The sequence below is a fragment of the Paractinoplanes rishiriensis genome (genome assembly GCF_016862375.1).
Taxonomy (GTDB): domain Bacteria; phylum Actinomycetota; class Actinomycetes; order Mycobacteriales; family Micromonosporaceae; genus Actinoplanes; species Actinoplanes rishiriensis.
The window spans coordinates 96,503-114,465 of sequence record NZ_BOMV01000013.1 but is presented as its reverse complement, the minus strand read 5'-3'; the positions used below and the strand labels follow the sequence as shown (position 1 = coordinate 114,465).

Sequence of the window (17,963 nt, the reverse complement as noted above, 5' to 3'; positions counted from 1 at the left end):
ACTTGAGATGTATCGACGGATGTCTCTTCCTGGCTACCGTTTGCGCGGGCAACCCGCCCTTGTCATCCCCGTTGGCAGACAGGACGACCGCATGCGCAACCCCGCCCGGATACTCCTCACCGCCGCCCTCGCCATCACCGGCCTGCTCGCGCCGGCCGCCGCGGCGGCAGCCGCCGAGCCCTCCACCAACGTCGTGAACGGCCGCCAGGCCAGCGAGAACTACTCGTTCATGGTGTACGTGTCGGGCTGTACCGGCTCCCTCATCAAGGCGAACTGGGCCGTCACCGCAAAGCACTGCCCCACTCCCAGCTCGGTACGCGTCGGCAGCATCAACCGCACCAGCGGCGGCACCGTGGTCTCGGTCCGGCGCGCAGTCAACCACCCGAGCATCGACGTGAAGCTGCTCGAGCTGGCCAGTTCGGTGACGCACGCGCCGGCCTCGATCCCGACCACGTCCGGCGCCACCGGCACGGCCACCCGGATCATCGGCTGGGGCCAGACCTGCCCGACCCGCGGCTGCGGCTCCACCCCGCAGATCGCGAACGAGCTCGACACATCGATCCTGGCGGACAACCGCTGCTCCGGCATCAACGCGGCGTACGAGATCTGCACCAACAACACCAACGGCAACGCCGGCGCCTGCTACGGCGACTCCGGCGGCCCGCAGGTCCGCTCGGTGAGCGGCCGCTGGGTGCTGATCGGTGTCACCAGCCGCGCCGGCAACAACAACGCCACCTGCGCGACCGGCCCGTCGATCTACGGCGACCTGCCGTCGATCCGCACCTGGGTCAACACCCAGGTGGGTGGGCTGCCCGCAGCCTGACGTTTCCCGGGACGGGCCGGCGCGATCTGCGTCGGCCCGTTTCGCTGCTACCCGCCTGCTACCCGGATTGCCTGACCCGCCTCCGGCTCCCGGCCGAAACGTGCGGTCATGCGTAACCGGGTGCTCCTGACGATGCTGGCGGCGGTGCTGGCCCTGTTGCCCGCCGTGCCGGCCCGGGCCGCGCCGCCGCAGCTGCGGGTGCTCACGTTCAACGCCTGCGGCAACGTCTGCCGCCTGGGCGAGGTCGACGTGACGACCCGCAACATCGTCTATCAGGTACGCGGCCGCAACGCCGCCGTGGCGATGGTGCAGGAACTGTGCTTCACCCAGTTCCTGGTGCTGCGCAACCGGCTGGCCAAGTACGGCTACCGGGCCGTCTTCGGCGCTGCCACCAACGGCGGCCGCTGCGCCAACGACCTGGACCGGCACGGCCGCGGCTTCGGCGTGGCGATCCTGGCCCGAGGCCCGCTGTCCGGCCAGGTGGTGCACCGCCTGCCGGCCCCGCACGGCTCCCCCGAGGAGGGCCGGGTGGTGCTCGCGGTGACCGCCAGGCTCCCCGGCCGCACGGTTTTCCTGGCCACCACGCACACCGCCCCGCGGGGCCCGAACCTGGACGTCCAGCTGGGCGCCCTGCGCGGCTGGCTGACCCCGATCTCCAGAACCCGCCCGGTGATCTTCGGCGGCGACCTCAACGTGACCCCGCGCAACCGCCACCTGGACGGCTTCTACGCCGGCTTCCACGAGGCCAACAACGACCGCCTGGAGCCGCTGCCCACCTTCACCCGCGGCGGCAGCAAAATCGACTACCTCTTCGCCGGCACGTCACATTTCCGCCCGAGAGGCGCCGCCACGTCCTGCACGGCGTACTCCGATCACTGCATGTACCTGGGCATCTTCCAGTAACAGCCGAGGCCGCTTCGGGTCGAAGTCTGCGCGGCGGCGATCCGGCCCCGACCCGGCCGCCGTCCGGCCCCCGGGCCGCAGAGCCGGGGCGGCACGTTCGCATGCCGGGATGCTGCGGTGCTCCCCCGGGCGTTCTGCCGCAAACGTCCGCCCAGGCCTGCGCTGCGGCCCGGACGGTGGCGCCTCCGGTTATCATTACTTGTCTTATATATCCGGGTTGGGTCGCCGCATTGCGGGTCGGCAGGGCCGGGGCCCGTCGCGCTGACCTCCCATTACGCCACCGTGCATCGGGCCGGGCGACTAAAACTCGGCATGACCGCCGCGGATTTTGCTCATGTTCGGGCCGGGACCGCCGATCGCCACTGTCAACAGGGAACGGACAGGAGGTGAGCGGAATGCGGGATCTGGTGAAGTCCGGCAGGGCTGCCAAAGCAGTCGTGGTAACCCGGGTGCTGGGCAGCGCTAGCGCATTGACCGTGTTGGTGGCGGTCCTTGCGGCCGGAAGGAAATGGTTCCTCTGATCCGCGTCTAGCGTCCCGGTGGCTCTGTCACCGGGACGCTGCATTCCTCGGGAGTGGCTGTGACCAAGGTGTCAAAGATGCCGCTGCGAATCTACCTTGGCGCGGTCTACCTAGCCGGGGCGGCCGCGGCCGGCTGGATGCTCGCCACCGCCAGCTGGGTGGTGCACGGCGAGTTGCAAGCGGTGCTGGCCGTCGCGGCCGTGCTGCTGGTGCTCGGCGAGCTGTTCCCGATGCGGCTGTGGAGCCGGGGCAACCCGCAGGAGTACACGATGTCCGGGGCGTTCGCCCTGGTGCTGCTGAACACCGGGCCGCTCGTCTACGCCCTGCTGCCGGCGATCGCCGCGCTGCTGGTCGTCGAGGTCCGCGAGCGCAAGCCGCTGCGGGTCGCCGCCTTCAACGTGGCCCAGAACATCCTCATGCTCGGCGCCGCCCGGCTGGCGATCTGCGCCATCGAGCGGGTCGGCGTCAGCGACCCGATCACCGGGGTACCGGCCGGACAGCAGCTGATCGGCCTGGCCGGCGGCGCGGTCGCCTACTTCCTGGTCAACAACATCCTGACCGGTACGGCGTTCGCGCTGAGCTCCGGCTCTGGCGTGCCGCGCTCGATCCTCTCCAGCATGCGCGAGGAGTTCCCGGTCACCCCGATCGTGCTCGGCGTCTCGCCGATGATCGCGGCCAGCCTCGCCTTCTCGATCTGGACCGCGCCGTTGTGTGTCCTGGTCATCGTGGCCATCCGGACCGCCGTCATGATCGCGACCCGGCACGAGATCGCCGCGCTGCACGACTCCCTCACCGGGCTGCCGAACCGCACGCTGCTGCTGATGCGCCTGCGGGAGAGCATGGCCGACGCGACGCCGGAGCGGCAGACCGCGGCACTGATGATCGACCTGGACCGGTTCAAGGAGATCAACGACACGCTCGGCCACTCGGTCGGCGACGAGCTGCTCAAGGTGGTCGCGCAGCGGCTCACCGAGATCACCGGCTCCCGCGGCACGGTGGCCCGGCTCGGCGGCGACGAGTTCGCGATCGTGCTGAACCGCACCACCGCGGCCACCACCGACCGGCTGGCCGGCGAGGCCGCGGCCGCGTTCGTCGAGCCGATCCGGATCGCCGACATGTCGCTGACCGTGACCGCCAGCGTGGGTGCGGCGTTGTCCCCGCAGCACGCCGTCGACGCCGAGAAGTTGCTGCACCTCGCCGACCTGGCGCTGTACGCGGCCAAGCAGGAGCGCGGCCGGCACGCGTTCTACGACCCCGAGTCCGAGGAGCACTCGACGGCCAGCTCGGTGCTGGTCGGCGAGCTGCAGCGCGGCCTCGGCAAGGGCGAGCTGGTGGTGTTCTACCAGCCCAAGGTCGACGCGCTGACCGGCGCGCTAATCGGGGTCGAGGCCCTGGTCCGCTGGCAGCACCCGACCCGCGGCCTGCTGCCGCCCGGCCGGTTCCTGCCCGCCGTGGAGAACACCCCGCTGGTCGTGCCGCTGACCGCGCACGTCATCGACAGCGCGCTGGCCGCCGTGCGCGGCTGGCGGGACCGCGGCCTGGCGATCAGCGTCGCGATCAACCTGACCGCCCGCCAGGTCGCCAGCGAGGACCTGCCGCGCCAGATCGAGGCGGCCCTGGCCCTGCACGGACTGCCCAGCCAGGCGCTGGTGGTCGAGGTCACCGAGAGCTCACTGATGGCCAACCCGGCGCAGACCCGAACGGTGCTGGGCCGGCTGCGCGAGATGGGCGTCGGTCTGTCGATGGACGACTTCGGCACCGGCTATTCGTCGTTCACCCACCTGCGCGACCTGCCGGTCACCGAGATCAAGATCGACCAGTCGTTCGTGGCCGGCACGGTCGACTCGGTGCGCAGCGCCGCCCTGGTCAAGTCCATCATCGACCTGGCGCACAACCTGGGCCTGAACGTGGTGGCCGAGGGCGTCGAGACGACCGAGTGCCGCTCGGTGCTGACCGGCATGGGCTGCACCATGCTGCAGGGTTACCTGCTGGCCCGCCCGATGCCCGCCGACCAGCTGGAGCAGTGGTACGCCGCCCAGCTCGCCCTCACCGCCGAACCGGCGGTCGCGTAGTGCTGACCGTCTACCTCTGTGTCGGCACGCTGCTGGTGCTGGCGGTGCTCCGCGCGCCGCTGTCCCGGCTGGCCACGCTCCGGATCCGGCACGTCTGGCTGCTGTGGGCCGCGCTCGCCGACCAGATCCTGGTCATCTCCGTGGTGCCGGACGCGGACGCCACCGCGCTGGCGGTCGCGCACATCGCCTCGTACGTCATGGCCGGCGCCTGGGTGATCGCCAACCGGCACCTGCCCGGCGTCCTGCTGATCGGCTTCGGCGGCGGGCTCAACGGGCTCACCATCTCGCTGAACGGCGGCACGCTGCCGGCCTCGGAGTCCGCGCTGCGCGCCGTCGGCCGGGCCACCGAGACCGGCGACTTCACCAACTCCGGGGTGCTGGCCGACCCGAAGCTGCCCTGGCTCGGCGACGTCTTCGCCACCCCGGCCTGGCTGCCCGGCAACAACGTGTTCAGCGTCGGCGACGTGGTGATCTGGGTGGGCATCGTGCTGTTCCTGTGGCGCACCTGCAAGTCGGCGGTGCGCCCGCTGCCCCGGCACGCGGACCGCCCGCCGGCCGGGTACGAGCGCCGGCACGGGGCCCGCGGCCGCACCGCGAACCGGCCAGCTTTCCGAGCCGTCGGGACGACCGGTATCGCATGATCTGCGCGCGTCCGGCGCTGATCATGCGAAGGTACCCGCCGGGCGGATGAACCGTCGTCCACCGCCTTGTGGCCGCCGATGCGCGGCGCAATGATCGGCGGCGATGTCCGGAATCTCGCCGTCGAGCGCTGGCCGGCCGGTTTGTCCGCTTAGGCGCAGTTCGCTGCGACGGCTGGGACGCCGCCGGTGACGACCCATGCCCGGGACGAGCTCCGCGCCGCGGCGCGGGGCCGGGATGCCGTGGCCGGCCTGCTCGGCAGCGGCCGGCTGTGGTGGCGGGCGCTCGAGGAGGCAGTCCGTACCGATCCCGGGTGGCTGGTCTCCGGCGAGCCGGCCGAGATCGTCGCGGCGCTGGCGGCCCGCACCACCGGCGAACGGATCAGGGACGACGCGACCGTCCTGCTGGCCGCGGCCCGGGCGGCCGGCGGCGCCGCCCCGGAGCTGCTGGCCGAGGATTTGGGCGCGCTGTGCCGGCGCTGGCGGGGCGGCAGCCTGCCGAGGCGGTTACCGCGCAACGACCGGCCGTCCGCCATCGCGCCCGACCACCCCGGTCTGTTCGCCGCGATGGCCCTGCTGATCCAGCGACCCGACAGCGGGCCGCGGACGATGGCGGCGCTGACCATGGCGATGCTGCACGGCGCGGGTGAAGACCAGGGAAAGCCGCTGGTCACCCATGTGCTGTTCGACGCCAACCCGGTCGGTGCCGAGATCGAGGGCGCGGTCGGCCGCCTGGAACTGGTCCGGCTCGCCGACGGCCCCGGCGGGCTCTTCCCGGACCCGCGCTACATGAGCTTCTTCCACGGCAGCGGCGGCTTCCCGGCCTCGCTCGACCACGCCTGGGCGGCCACCTTCGGCGACGGCCCCGGGCAGCCGTGCGTGCTGTGGCGGATGACCGCGACTGAACCGGACGACGGCAGCCCGGTCGCCGCGGTGTCCGGCGAGTCGGCCGGCGCGGCGTTCGGCGTCCTGCTCACCGAGCTGCGCCGGCAGCGAGAGCGCCCCGGCGGGCTGCGCGGGCGGGTCGCCGCCGCCCGCACGCTGCGCGGGCGGGTCGCACTGACCGGCGCGATCACCGACGGTGGCGCGATCACCGAGGTCGGCGGGATCGGCGCCAAGCTGACCGCCGCGGTGCGCCAGCACCTCGATCCGATCCTGCCCCGGGCCAACCAGGCCGAGGCTGCCAAGGTGCCGCGCCGATCGGAACCGCACTGGGTCGACTCGGTTGGCGCGGCGCACCGGCGGGCCACCCAGTGGCCGCGCGCCTACCGGCGGATCGCGATCGGGGCGGGCACGGCGGCGGTGCTCGCCGTGCTCGCCTCCGGCACGGTGTACACGGTGCTCGGCGAGCGCGCGGAAACCGCCCGGCAGGAGAAGATCGCGGCCCGGCTGACCGGCGCGGCCCGGGACCTGCGGGATCGTGATCCGGCACTGGCTGCCCTGCTCGCGGCGCAGGCCCTCGGACAGGCACCGGACCGGGCCGGGCGGGCGGCCGCAGCCGAGGAGCTCATCCAGCAGCTGGCCGACAACGGACACTACGCCGGCGTGGTCACCGGCAACAATCAGCGGGTCACCGCGACCGCGGTCGCGCCCGCCCAGGCCGGTGGCGCCGAGACGATCCTGGCCGGCACCGAGGACGGCCTGCTGTTCGCGGCCGACGTGAGCCGGCGCACCGTCGGGTCCCGCCAGGGCCGGGCGAGCGACGGCGCCGTCACGGCGATCGCGGTGAACCCGGCCGAGCCGTCCGCGTTCGCCTCGGCCGGCGCCGACGGGGACGTCCGGCTCTGGCGGCTGTCCAACCGGCGGATCATCCCGGACCGGACCACCGCGGGCGGGCGCCACCAGGGTGCGGTCCGGTCGGTCGCGTACAGCCCGGACGGCGCGCTCCTTGCGGCCTCGGACGAGGAGGGCTGGGTCTGGGTCTCGAACGCGGCCACCGGCGCGCTGGTCGCCGAGTTCCAACCGCACACCGCCCTGCGGACCGATCCGGCGGCGATTCCTGCGGTCGCCTTCGGCCCGGCCGGCGCGCTCTACGCCGGAACGGCGTCCGGGCTGGTCCTCACCGTCGACTACCGGCGGCGTACGGCGGCCCGGATCGCCCTGCCGAACCGTGGCGCGGTCTGGTCGCTCGCGGTGGTGCCGGGCCCGGGACGGGACTCCCGCGAAACCCGCCACCTGCTCCTCATCGGATCGGAGGAGGGCCTGGCAGACTGGAATCCGGTCACCCGGGAGGAGAGTGACCGGTTCCCGGCTGCGGGACTGTCCGGACCGGTGCGGACCCTGGCGGTGCACGGGACGACGGTGGCCGCAGGTCAGTCGAACCGGACCCACCTGCTGTACTACGACGCTCTGCTGTACCTGCAGTTCCTGCACGCCGCCGACACGTACGGCGAAACCCTGCCCGGCTCGGCCGTGTACCCGGGCGGCATCGTCACCCCGGTGCTCGGCGGCGGCATCCGGGTGTGGGAGCACCAGCGCCGGCCGCTGGTGCGCACCCTCGGCATCGGCCGGCTCGACGACGTCGGCGTCGACGAGGCCGGCGTCCAGTACGTCCTCGGCAACTACGGGCAACTGGTCCGGCTGGCCGGCGGCGGCCGGACCGCGCCGGACAACCCGCTGAGCGCCCTCTCCGGCCTGCTCGCGGTCCCCCGCACGCCGGACGTGCCGGTGATCGTCGTCGCCGACCAGGAGGGCGACACCCCGCAGCCGATCGTCGCCTACGACCGCACCACGATGGCGAGTGTCCCGCTGCCGGACCAGGACCACCGGCTCGCGGCCTGTGAGGGTGTCACGGCGGTCGCCTTCCTGTCCGGCACGCCGGCCCGGCTCGCGGTCGGCTGCAAGTCCGGGCTGGTGCAGGTCTGGGACCCGGCGACCTGGGACGTCCTCACCCAGACCAGCGTTCCGGCCGCGCAGGTGACCTCCTTCGCCCGGCTCGGGGACCGGCTCGTGATCGGCGGCCGGCCGGCCGAGGTCGCCGACGCCGTGGGTACCCTGACCTCGGGTCCGGTCGACAACCTGGACCAGCCGGTCACCGTGCACGCCAACCGGGGCGGAGTGACCGGCCTGGCGGTGACCGACGGACGGCTCGTGGTGGGCGGCGCGGACGGCAGCGTCCGCACATACTCCCCCGACCTGAAGCCCCTCACGCCCGCCGTGACCATCGGCAGCACGGTCCGCGCCGTCGCGGCCGAGGCGATCGGCGGCCGTGTCGTGGCGGCCGCCGACCAGAACCTGGTCCTGCTCGACCCGCGGACCATGGAACGGCTGGTCACCGCCCGTTCGGAACGGCCGGTGCTCCGGCTCGCCCCGGGCGGCCCCGACACCGTCGCCGCGGTACTGGATCAGGATGGGCCGCCGCAGGCGCCGGACGGCGCGCCCGCCGGGCAGCTGTGGCAGTTCGGTACCGGCCATCTCGTCGAGCAGGCGTGCCGCCTCGGCGGACGCGAGCTGACCGCCGACGAGGTCCGGCAGTACAGCGGCGACGCGCGGGCCGAGCCGCACCGGCAGTGCCCGGCGGCCCGGCCGGCGCCGGCCACCTCGGGCGGTCCCTCCGCCGCACCGGGCGCCGTGCTGGTCCCCGCGACCGGCCCGGTCCAGGACCGGATCAGCTCCGGGTGCGACTCGCTGCTCACCGAGGGCGGCCGATGCGACGTCCTGCTCGGCGGTGAGCACGATTACGCGTGGACGGACGTGCCCGGGCCGGCGGTGCCGGCGGACGCCGGCAACTTCGCACACCGGCTGGTCCTCTATCAGGGCACCGTGGACGGTGCCGGGTGGCGGCCGGTGCTGCGGACCGCGGACGGCTGGGCCGGCGTGGACGTCTACGCCTACCCGATCGGCCCGGAGGGTCTGCGCAGCATCGCCGTCGGGCACCGGCGAGCCGGTGCCGTCAACGGCACCGCGCTCGATCTGGTCACCGACGGCGCCCTCGAGCGCACGCTGCCGGCGGTCGCGGCCGCCCGGCCCACCGACTTCGGCATCCAGATCTGGCAGGAGATCGCCGGACCGGATTCCTGGATCACGTACGAGCTACGCCGCGACGCCGCGGGCCGCTGGACCGAACACGGCCGCAGACCCACCACGGCCGACGATCAACCACGTTGAGGAAGGAGGCTGGCAACCGTGCCGATCATCTTCGTCCACGGCGTCGCCACCCGCCGCGAGCGGGGCGGCGGAAGGCCGTACGACCGCCGGGTAGCCGCCCGCACCGCATTGATCCGCCGATTTCTCGCACCGGCTACCGGTCTCGACCCGGAGGCGGTGCGGATCCTGAACCCGTACTGGGGTGATCAGGCCGCGAGGTTCCGGTGGGACGGCGCCTCGCTGGACACGGTCGCGGAACGGTTCGGCGGGACCGCGGAGGCCGAGGCGCTGCTCGCCGAGGACGCGCCCGAGGAGGACCCGCCGCCGGCCGCGCGCACCCTGCTCGGCGCCGCCCGGCGATCCCCCGAGAGCGCCGTCGACCTGCTGTGGTCGGCCGCCGCCTCGGTCGAGTCGGCCGGTGCCGCCGATTTCGACCGCCTCGCCGTCTGGGCGGAGCGGGCCGCCGACTGGGCGGCCGGCACCGAGCCGGACGACCTCACCGGGCTGGGTGACGACCTCGCCCTGTTCAACCTGCTGGCCGCCCGGGCGGCGGGCGAGCCCGCGGGACCGGAGCGGTTCGGCGGCGGTACCGGCCTGCCGTTGCTGCGCGAGGGCCTGAACCGGGTGCAGAGCGCCGGCAGCCGGCTCGCCTCGCGGACGGCCGCCGGCCTGGTCCGGCGACGGGTGCAGGAGGAGAGCGCGACATTCGTCGGTGACGTGCTGACCTACCTGCGCCAGCGGGAGCGGCACGGCGCGGACGGCCCGATCGCCGCGGCGGTCGCGACCGATCTGGAGGCGGCCCGCCGGGCGTGTTCCGCGGACGACCCGCACGTGGTCGTGGTCGCGCACAGCATGGGCGGCAACATCGTGTTCGACCTGCTGTCCAACCTGCGTACCGACCTGTCCTGCGACCTGTTGGTGACGGTCGGGTCGCAGGTGGGGCTGTTCGCCGAGCTGGGCCTGCTGCCGGCCGTCACCGAGCCGCCGCCGGGGGCGGTCACGCCGGCGCACCGCAGTCCCCGGCCGAAGCAGGTCGGCCGGTGGATCAACGTGTTCGACACGTGCGACGTGCTCAGCTTCGCGACCGAGGGGATCTTCGACGGGACCGAGGACTACGTCTACTCGACCGGCCGCGGGCTGATCCGGTCGCATTCGGCGTACTTCCTGCGGCCGAGCTTCTTCCGGCGGCTCGCCCACCGCCTCGGCGAACCCCGATGACGTACTACGAGCAGGCGGTGCCGGGTCCGGGCACGCACGCGCTGATCATCGGTGTGGGCGGCTATCCGCACCTGCCCGGCGGCACCGGTGCCCCGCACCCCGATCCGAGCCTCTTCGGAGAGCTGGCTCAACTGACCTCGCCGCCGTTGTCCGCCGTCGCGGTCGCCGAGTGGCTGGTGAAGGGACCGCACGAACGGTGGACCGCGCCACTGGCCAGCGTGGAGCTGCTGGTGTCGCCGCACCCGCGGCATCCGGAGACCGGGACCGGAACGGCCGTGCCGACCCTGGCGGCGGTCAAGGCGGCGTACCGCGCCTGGCGCGCGCGGGCGCAGAACCGCCCGGACAACGTCGCGCTGTTCTACTTCTGCGGGCACGGCGTGCAGGCCCATGCCCGCCGGATCCTGCTGACCAGCGACTTCGCCGAGAACGAGGACGATCCGTTCGGCGGCGCCTTCAGCCTCGAGCCGACCCGGGACGCCTGCGTGTCCGGCGGCCCGGCGACGCAGGCGTTCTTCGTCGACTCGTGTGCCGCGCCGGCGCCGTACTTCGCGATGTACCAGCAGAGTGAGGTGCGGGGCCTGGCCAGCCCGGCCGGGCGGCTCACCGGGGACGCCGCCGGCAACACCGTCACGATTCTGGCCAGCCCGCCGTACGGCGAGGCCGCGAGCCGGCCCGGCGAGGTCTCGCACTACACCCGCGCCCTGCTGGGCGCGTTCGACGGCCACGCCGCCAGCCGGCACGGCACCGACTGGCTGGTCACCACCGGGCACCTGTACGAGGCGATGACCCAGTTGGTCAACCATGACCGCGGCGACGGCGACCAGGTGCTGCTGCAGAGCGGCCTGCTCGGCGACGCACCGCTGTGGCGGCTGGCCGAACCGCCACCGGTGCTGTTCACGGTCAGCTGCATTCCGGACGTGGCGCACTGCCGGGCCAGTTTCGTCTGCGAACGGCACCGGCGACCGGACCTTCGCCGCGAGCGCCCGGTGCCGGAGCCGAGCCCGTGGCCGGTGCGGTCGGTGGCCGGCAGTCATCTGGTGCAGGCCACCTTCACCGACGGTTGCTACCCCCTGGTCGAGGAACAGCTGGACGTGGTGCCGCGGACCGGCACGGTGCCGCTGCGGGTCGTGTCATGACGACGATGGGGGTCACGCTGACCACGCCGGTGCGCGGCGCGCTGGGCGTACCGGTCGTCGTGGAGATCTTCGACGCGGAGATGGCGCACACCGCGACGGCCGTCCTGGTGGTCGGCCGGCGGCACGATCTCGAGCGGCCGAGCGGGCCGCACGCCACGGTGGTGGTGCACACGCCGTCCGGCCACTCCCTCGGCGGCACCGTTCCGCTGGGCCCCGGCAGCCCGGGCCACCGGGAGATCGACATCGGTCCGCTGGGCGAGGCGCCCGGAATGCTGCGCGCCGCCCTGACCACGCTGGTGCCGCCCCGGCGGACCCCGTGGACGGTCCCGGGCGGGCTGTGGCTGCGCATGTGGCAGCGCCCGGCCGCCGGGGATGAGTGGACCCCGGTGCGGACGCCGGTGCTGACCACGGTGGAGGCGACCGCGCTGCACGTGCGGGGCCGGGCCGGGTCGTCGCTGGTGCAGATCGGCGGCGCCGGGACGGCGTGGCGGATGGCGTCGCTGCCGGCCGGCGCGCGGGTCGACGTGCTGGTACGCACGGTCCGGGCCGGTGCGGCGGCGCAGCCGGTGATCGTCGTGGCCGGCGCCGACCCGGGCGCGGACGCGCTGATGGCCTACCTGACCGCGGGCCGGCTCCGGCACGCCGCGGTGCTCGCCGACCATCTGCGTGCCGCTCCGGGACCCGAGGCCCGGCTGGCCCTCGCGTACGCCCATCTCACCGCGCCCGGCACCATCGCGGCGCCGGACGGGCCGGTGGGCGACGGCTGCGACTGGACCATCGTGGGTGCGGCCGCCCTCAGCCGTGCCGGTGGTGACCCCGCAGCGGTACGGTCGCTCACCCTCGCCGCCTGGCGCCTCGGACCGCCGCTCTGGACGGCGGGGCTGCGCCTGCTGGCCGACCTGCTGCGCGCGGCCCGCGCCGAGCGGAGCGACGCCACCGACGAGCTCGCGTGGGCCTGGCGGGAGCTGCACACCCTGCTGGCGACGGCGGACCTGGCCGCGCCGACCGTCACCTTCCCGGCCCGGTCGCCCGGCGAGGTCGCCTGCCACCCGGTCCTCGGCACGCCCCCGGACGCCCTGCGGCTCCCGGCGCCCGGGTCGCCGGAGCCGGAGCTGCGTATCGAGACCGGGGAGGTGCTGCCGGTCCTCGACACCATGGCGGACCGGATCACGGTCGAGGAACCGGTTTCCCAGGTGACCGCGCAGATCGGCGACGTGACCGGCGTGCTGCGGGTCCGCGCCGCGGGTTCCCGGTTCGCGGTCGAGGTCGCGCTGATGCGGGACGGCGACCGGTCGGCGTTCGCCGGGGACATCATCGGTCTGGAGGCCGGCGACGAGGCCCGGCGCGCGGTGCTCGACCGCTACGGGCGTGCGACCTTCATCGACGTGCCCGGCCCGCCGTGGCGGTGGCACCGGCAACCCGCGGCCCGCCCGGACGCAGCCGTCCGGTTGCCGGAACCACCACCCCTCCCGGCCCTGGCGGCGCACACGCGTTCCGGTGATTCCGCCGAGCCCACGATCGTCACGCCCGACGGCGTCGAGCTGCGGCTCCGCCACGACGCCGGCCGGCAGGGATACGAACTGGAGATCGAGGCGGCGCCGACCGGGACTGCGGTACTGCCGGTCCGGTGCACCGACGAACGGGGGGCCGTGCTCAATCTGTGGCTGCCGGTCCAGCGTGGCGCCCGGGTTGCGCTGGCCGGCCGGGAGGTCACCGCCCGAGCCGCCGTCCCGGTCGGCGAGGTGGACGTCTGGGATTCCGGGGTGCTGCGGGCGTCGACCGCCGCGGCGCTGGACAACGGCACCCGGCTGGCCTGGCTGCGGGTGCTCCGCGCGGCCGGGCCGGACGTCGCCTACCTGATCGACGGCGACCTGCTGCATCCGGACCCGCTCGACCCGTTCCCGCCCAGCCGGCCGCCCCGTCTCCCGGAATTCGCGCAGGATCTGCTGGCCGACGTCGCCGACGAACGGCCCGGGGTGTTCGCCGTGCGGACCGCCGGCGGTCGCCTCGAACTCAGCGGCCCGGCCCTGCTGTCCGGTGCGCTCGTGCACCTGGACTGCGGGCGTGACCGGCACCTCCTCCTGCCGCTGGACCAGGCCGGGCGCGGCCACCTGCCGTTGCCGCGTTCGACCGCGGAGGTCCGGATCGCCGGGGCCGCGGACCCGGCCCTGCTGGAGATCTCGTACGCCGGTCTCGTGCGGCAGTCGGTCCTCGTCGCCGGCCCGGCGGCGCTGGACCAGTGGCGGCGCATGGGACGTCACCGCCTGTTCGGAGACCCGATCCGGACCACCATCGCCGACGCCTTGAGGAGCCTGTCGTGACCGCCGCCGCCACCCGCCGCCTGCTCGGGGTCTCACTCGCCGTTCTTCTGGTCGCGGTGCTGGCCGCGGTCGCCGTCCTGGTGGTCCGGGGGCGCGGCGACGATCCGGTGACGGCGCCGGGCAGCGCGCCGCCGGCGGGCCCGCGCGGGTACGCCTACACCACCGCCACCGACCTGGTCGTCAAGCTCGCCGGCGGCACGGAGTTCCGCCAGCCCGGCGCATACCGGGGCGGGGCATTGTTCTACACCCGTACCGGCACGTTCGTGGTGGCGGCCGCCGTGGGCACCGCCGACGACCAGGTTCTCACCGTGGTCAACACCGAGACCCGCAAGGTCCAGCACATCGGCTGCTCCTGTGCCTCGGCCGCGCCGGTGGGCGGTGACCGGATCGCCTACGTCGACACCGGCACCCGGGAGGCGTTCGTCCTCGACGTGTTCACCGGCGAGGCGAAGCCGCTGGCGCTCGACCTGCCCGGCGGCCGGCAGGCGACGGAGGTGATGGCGGGCGGTGCCGACTCGGTGCTGGTCCGCGGGCAGATCATCGATCCCGGCCAGGACGCACCGGACTACGGCAGCCCGGACGTGCTCTACGCGGTCCAGGTCGGCCGGCCGGCCGCGCGCAAGGTCGCCGAGCACGCGATGATCGTGGGCTCGTCCGCGGTCGGCGGCACCGGCCCGGACGGCACCCCCGGTTCGGCGTGCACGTGCCGGACGACGACGGGCGCTGCAACAGCGGCACGTACTGGGTCTACGACGGCTCCACCGGACGCGCGACCAAGCCGCCGTCGTTCGTGCAGAGCGCCCCGGACGAGGAGAACGCCTGGATGACGGTCACCGACTGGTGGTGGGACGACGCCGGCGTGCTGAACGCCAGCATCTCGTCGCACCGGTGCACCGACGCCCTGGACGAGGAGATGACCGCCCCGCCCACGCTCTGGCAGCTGACCGGCGGCAGCTGGACGCCGGCCGACCGGACCACTGCCGAGGCGGTCCGCCCGGTCGGCGACGCCCGCCTGCTGCTGGAGCACCGCAGCCAGCAGGGTGAGTCCCGGTTGTCCCGCAAGGACGCGGCGGGCGTCCGGCGGCTGGCCGACCGGGTGCAGCAGGTCGTGGTCGCGCCGGGCAGACCCGAACCCCGGTCGACGGGTAGTCCCGCGGCGCCGCCGATCGACGCGGCCCTGCTGCGGCAGGCGGGCGTCTGCAAACTGGCGTGCAAGATCAGCGGACGGGTCGAGTTCCGGCATCCGGCGTGGGGACCGGTCACCCTGGTGACCACCCTGGCCCGGGGCGACGAGAAGCGGGACGCGGCCATCGCCGTCCTGGACGCCCAGCGCAAGGTGCGGTGGAGCCATTGGGGTGGCGACTGGTACGTCCTCGAACCGGCCGCGCCGGCCACGGACTCCACCGGTCACCTGTTCCTCAACTACAACCCCGGTCGGCACAACGGCGTCATCATTCTGCGTCCCACCGCCGGCGGTTTCGAGGACCTGCGCACCCTGCCGCGACCCGGCGACTACTCGGCCCGCTTCTACGGTGCCGAGGTCCTGGACGCCGACGGCGACGGCCGGTACGAGGTGGAGACGACGGCCAACGACTGCAATCCGTCCTGCGCCGAGGGCACCGTCCGGCGGGCCGTCCAGCGCTGGAACGGCACGGACTATGCGGAGTAGGCCTACGGGAGCGTCGCCGCGTACTCCCGGAAGCGGTCGACGGCCCCGCCGGAGACCGCCCGGCCGTGCCCGAACACCGCGTGGTCGAAGTCGTATGACGCCAGCTTGCCGACGCTGCGGTCCAGGTCGGCCAGGTCGGCCGCCGCGGCCCGGGGCGCGCTGCCCACGGCACCCTTGACGCCGGCCGCCGCGTCGCCGGCGAACAGCAGGCCGCCGGCCCGGTCGAGCAGGTAGGAGACGTGGCCGCGGGTGTGGCCCGGCGTGTGCAGGGCGGTGAAGCCGGGTGCCGGTTCGCTCTCGTCGGCGGTGATCAGCTGGTCGAGCTTGACCGGCTCGGCGCTGCCCATCAGCCGGCTCACCACCTTGACCAGCAAGCCCTTGGGCGCCGGCCGGATCGCGCCGGTGATCACCGGCGCGTCGGCCGCGTGCGCCACCACCCGGGCTCCGGAGCGGCGGCGCACGTCGGCGACGTTGCCGGTGTGGTCGGAGTGGTGGTGGGTGAGCAGCACCGTTTTCACGTCGCCGATCGCCTTGCCCACCTCGCGCAGGCCGCGGTCGATCAGCGCCGAGCGGCGGGGCAGGCCGGTGTCGACCAGCACCACCCCGTCGTCGGTCACGACCAGGTGCACATTGACGAACCCGAAGGTCAGCTCGAAGACCCCGTCGATCACCTCACGCACACCGGACATCATGCCAGGACGGGTCAGGTCCAGACCGGTTTGGTGGGTGCCGGCAGGCCGGTCTCCTCCTCGCAGCGGGCCAGGATCTCGTCGAGCCCGGGTCCCATGTCGAAGACCGGCAGTTCGTCCGGCCGGCCGGCGCGCAACTCGGCCCGCAACGCCTCGGTGCCGGACACGTCGAGCTCGCCCGCGCCGGACACCACCACGCCGTACGCCCTGGCCCCGGAGGGGGTGACCAGCCCGCGCCGGACCTCGAGCGCAACCAGCCCGGGGTCCCGCGCCAGCGGGTCGCCCCACCCGCCGCCGCCCCAGGTCACGAAGTGCAGCACGTCGCCGGGACGCACCGGCACGTCGTGGCACTTGCTGGGCAACACCTCGCGCTCGCCGCCGGCCCGCTCGATCCACTTGCGGCCGCGGGCGCCGGGCGCGCCGCCGTTGACGCCCCATGGGTACATCAGCCAGCGGTCGTCGTGGATCGCGATGGTGCCCGGCTCGAGGAACCGGTACGCCACGTCCACCCCGTTGCCGCCGCGGTGCAGGCCCGCTCCCCCGGTGTCGGCCACCGTCTCCCACTTCTCGATCCGCAGCGGGTAATAGGACTCGAGGAACTCGCACGGGATGTTCACGAAGCTGGGCCACAGCGAGTGCCCGTCCGGCCCGTCGCCGAGCGGCCGGCCGGGGATGCCGCCGAAGCCGATCGAGTACAGCTGGAACCACTCGCCCTTGCGGTCGCCGCCGGAGTAGTTGCCGGAGTACATGAAGTGCGGTGACGACGAGAAGCCGGCCGCGTTCAGCAGCGCCGGGTTGGTCTGCCCGAGCAGCCCGCCGAACAGGTCGAAGACCCGGCCGATGCCGTGGTTGCGGGCGTTCAGCGCGGCCGGGTGCCTGGGTTTCCAGTACGAGCCGTCCGGAATCGTCACGTCGACCAGCGGATAGAAGCCGTCGTTCCAGAGGATCTGCGGGTCGGCCACGGTGATCATGTAGATGCCGAAGAACATCCGGGCCAGGTTCTCGTTCAGGTAGTAGTTCACCGGCCCGATCGCCTGCGGGGACGAGCCGCTGAAGTCCAGGTGCACCTTGTCGCCCGTCCGGGTCAAGGACAATTTGAGCTCGTACGGGCCGAAGCCCACCCCGTCGTCGCAGATGTAATCGGTGAAGGAGAGCGTGCGGCCCTCCTCGAACACGACGTGCAGCAGCGTCTTCATGGCGTCGTAGTTGCGCTGCAGCAGGGCGTCAAGAGCCGAGAGGTACGTCTCGACGCCGAACCGGGCGCACATCTCCTGCACCCGCCGGGTCGCCGTGCGGCAGGCCGCGACCAGGCCGTTCAGGTCGGCCCGGTTCCAGTCCGGCACCCGCACCTGGTTGAGGATGATCCGCAGCGCGTCCTCGTTGAGGGTGCCGCCGTCGTAGAGCTTGAAGGGCGGGATGACCACGCCCTCCTCGTAGATGGTCTTGGCGTCGGTCGGCATCGATGACGGGGTCTTGCCGCCGACGTCCGACATGTGCCCGAACATCGACGCCCAGCCGACCACCCGGCCGCCGACGTAGATGGGCATCACGACCAGCCAGTCGTTGGCGTGGCTGATGGCGGCGCCGCACGCGTACGGGTCGGAGGTGAGCAGGATGTCGCCCTCGCGGATGTCGCCCGCGAAGCCGGCCAGGAAGTCCGGGATGGACAGGCCGAACTGGCCCACCACCATCTTGCCGTCGGCGTCGGCGATCAGCGGGAACTCGTCGTGCTGCTCGCGGATGCCGGGCGACAGCGCGGTGCGGAACAGCACCTCGTCCATCTCGTAGCGGGCGTTGCGCAGCCCGTTCTCGACCAGGTCGAGGGTCACCGGGTCGACGTCGACCTTCGCGACCGGGGTTTCGTCAGCGGAAATTATGCGCGCCATC

At 73.5% G+C, this 17,963-nt stretch carries 11 protein-coding genes; 9 read left to right on the top strand and 2 right to left on the bottom strand.

Features of this window, described 5'->3' with window-relative positions; translation table 11 throughout:
- Window positions 1-91: 91 nt before the first annotated feature.
- From Ari01nite_RS09600 to Ari01nite_RS09560, 9 genes are all read left to right on the top strand, one after another.
- Window positions 92-823 (top strand): S1 family peptidase, encoded by a 732-nt coding sequence (locus Ari01nite_RS09600; RefSeq protein ID WP_203780775.1) that lies wholly within the window; start codon window positions 92-94, stop codon window positions 821-823.
- A 108-nt stretch (window positions 824-931) separates the two neighbouring features.
- The gene (locus Ari01nite_RS09595; RefSeq protein ID WP_203780774.1) at window positions 932-1,726 is read left to right on the top strand and encodes an endonuclease/exonuclease/phosphatase family protein; all 795 of its coding nucleotides are present in this window, start codon (window positions 932-934) and stop codon (window positions 1,724-1,726) included.
- A 598-nt stretch (window positions 1,727-2,324) separates the two neighbouring features.
- Complete coding sequence (locus tag Ari01nite_RS09590) at window positions 2,325-4,319, top strand: putative bifunctional diguanylate cyclase/phosphodiesterase (RefSeq protein ID WP_203780773.1); 1,995 nt, start codon at window positions 2,325-2,327, stop codon at window positions 4,317-4,319.
- Window positions 4,319-4,960: a DUF5317 domain-containing protein gene (locus Ari01nite_RS09585; RefSeq protein WP_203780772.1), complete on the top strand. Its 642-nt coding sequence runs from the start codon at window positions 4,319-4,321 to the stop codon at window positions 4,958-4,960. The genes Ari01nite_RS09590 and Ari01nite_RS09585 overlap by 1 nt, the downstream gene beginning before the upstream one ends.
- A gap of 186 nt (window positions 4,961-5,146) precedes the next feature.
- On the top strand, window positions 5,147-9,064 hold the full coding sequence (locus Ari01nite_RS09580) for a WD40 domain-containing protein (RefSeq protein WP_203780771.1): 3,918 nt from the start codon (window positions 5,147-5,149) through the stop codon (window positions 9,062-9,064).
- Window positions 9,065-9,082: 18 nt separating this feature from the next.
- Window positions 9,083-10,261, top strand: coding sequence for a lipase family protein (locus tag Ari01nite_RS09575; RefSeq protein WP_203780770.1), 1,179 nt, complete (start codon window positions 9,083-9,085; stop codon window positions 10,259-10,261).
- Complete coding sequence (locus Ari01nite_RS09570; RefSeq protein WP_203780769.1) at window positions 10,258-11,397, top strand: caspase family protein; 1,140 nt, start codon at window positions 10,258-10,260, stop codon at window positions 11,395-11,397. The genes Ari01nite_RS09575 and Ari01nite_RS09570 overlap by 4 nt, the downstream gene beginning before the upstream one ends.
- Window positions 11,394-13,718: a hypothetical protein gene (locus tag Ari01nite_RS09565; RefSeq protein ID WP_203780768.1), complete on the top strand. Its 2,325-nt coding sequence runs from the start codon at window positions 11,394-11,396 to the stop codon at window positions 13,716-13,718. The genes Ari01nite_RS09570 and Ari01nite_RS09565 overlap by 4 nt, the downstream gene beginning before the upstream one ends.
- Before the next feature lie 703 nt (window positions 13,719-14,421).
- Complete coding sequence (locus Ari01nite_RS09560; RefSeq protein WP_203780767.1) at window positions 14,422-15,387, top strand: hypothetical protein; 966 nt, start codon at window positions 14,422-14,424, stop codon at window positions 15,385-15,387.
- A gap of 2 nt (window positions 15,388-15,389) precedes the next feature.
- Here Ari01nite_RS09560 and Ari01nite_RS09555 read toward each other — a convergent pair whose 3' ends face one another.
- Together Ari01nite_RS09555 and Ari01nite_RS09550 are read right to left on the bottom strand one after the other, a co-directional pair.
- The gene (locus Ari01nite_RS09555; protein ID WP_203780766.1) at window positions 15,390-16,067 is read right to left on the bottom strand and encodes an MBL fold metallo-hydrolase; all 678 of its coding nucleotides are present in this window, start codon (window positions 16,065-16,067) and stop codon (window positions 15,390-15,392) included.
- A gap of 23 nt (window positions 16,068-16,090) precedes the next feature.
- Window positions 16,091-17,962, bottom strand: coding sequence for a hydantoinase B/oxoprolinase family protein (locus Ari01nite_RS09550; RefSeq protein WP_203780765.1), 1,872 nt, complete (start codon window positions 17,960-17,962; stop codon window positions 16,091-16,093).
- Window position 17,963: the final 1 nt, after the last annotated feature.

What these genes read in the sequence shown, in the direction of transcription:
- Ari01nite_RS09600 (WP_203780775.1), top strand. Translation starts at nt 92, where the DNA reads ATGCGCAACCCCGCCCGGATACTCCTCACCGCCGCCCTCGCCATCACC.
- Ari01nite_RS09595 (WP_203780774.1), top strand. Translation starts at nt 932, where the DNA reads ATGCGTAACCGGGTGCTCCTGACGATGCTGGCGGCGGTGCTGGCCCTG.
- Ari01nite_RS09590 (WP_203780773.1), top strand. Translation starts at nt 2,325, where the DNA reads ATGCCGCTGCGAATCTACCTTGGCGCGGTCTACCTAGCCGGGGCGGCC.
- Ari01nite_RS09570 (WP_203780769.1), top strand. Translation starts at nt 10,258, where the DNA reads ATGACGTACTACGAGCAGGCGGTGCCGGGTCCGGGCACGCACGCGCTG.
- Ari01nite_RS09565 (WP_203780768.1), top strand. Translation starts at nt 11,394, where the DNA reads ATGACGACGATGGGGGTCACGCTGACCACGCCGGTGCGCGGCGCGCTG.
- Ari01nite_RS09550 (WP_203780765.1), bottom strand. Translation starts at nt 17,962, where the DNA reads ATGGCGCGCATAATTTCCGCTGACGAAACCCCGGTCGCGAAGGTCGAC.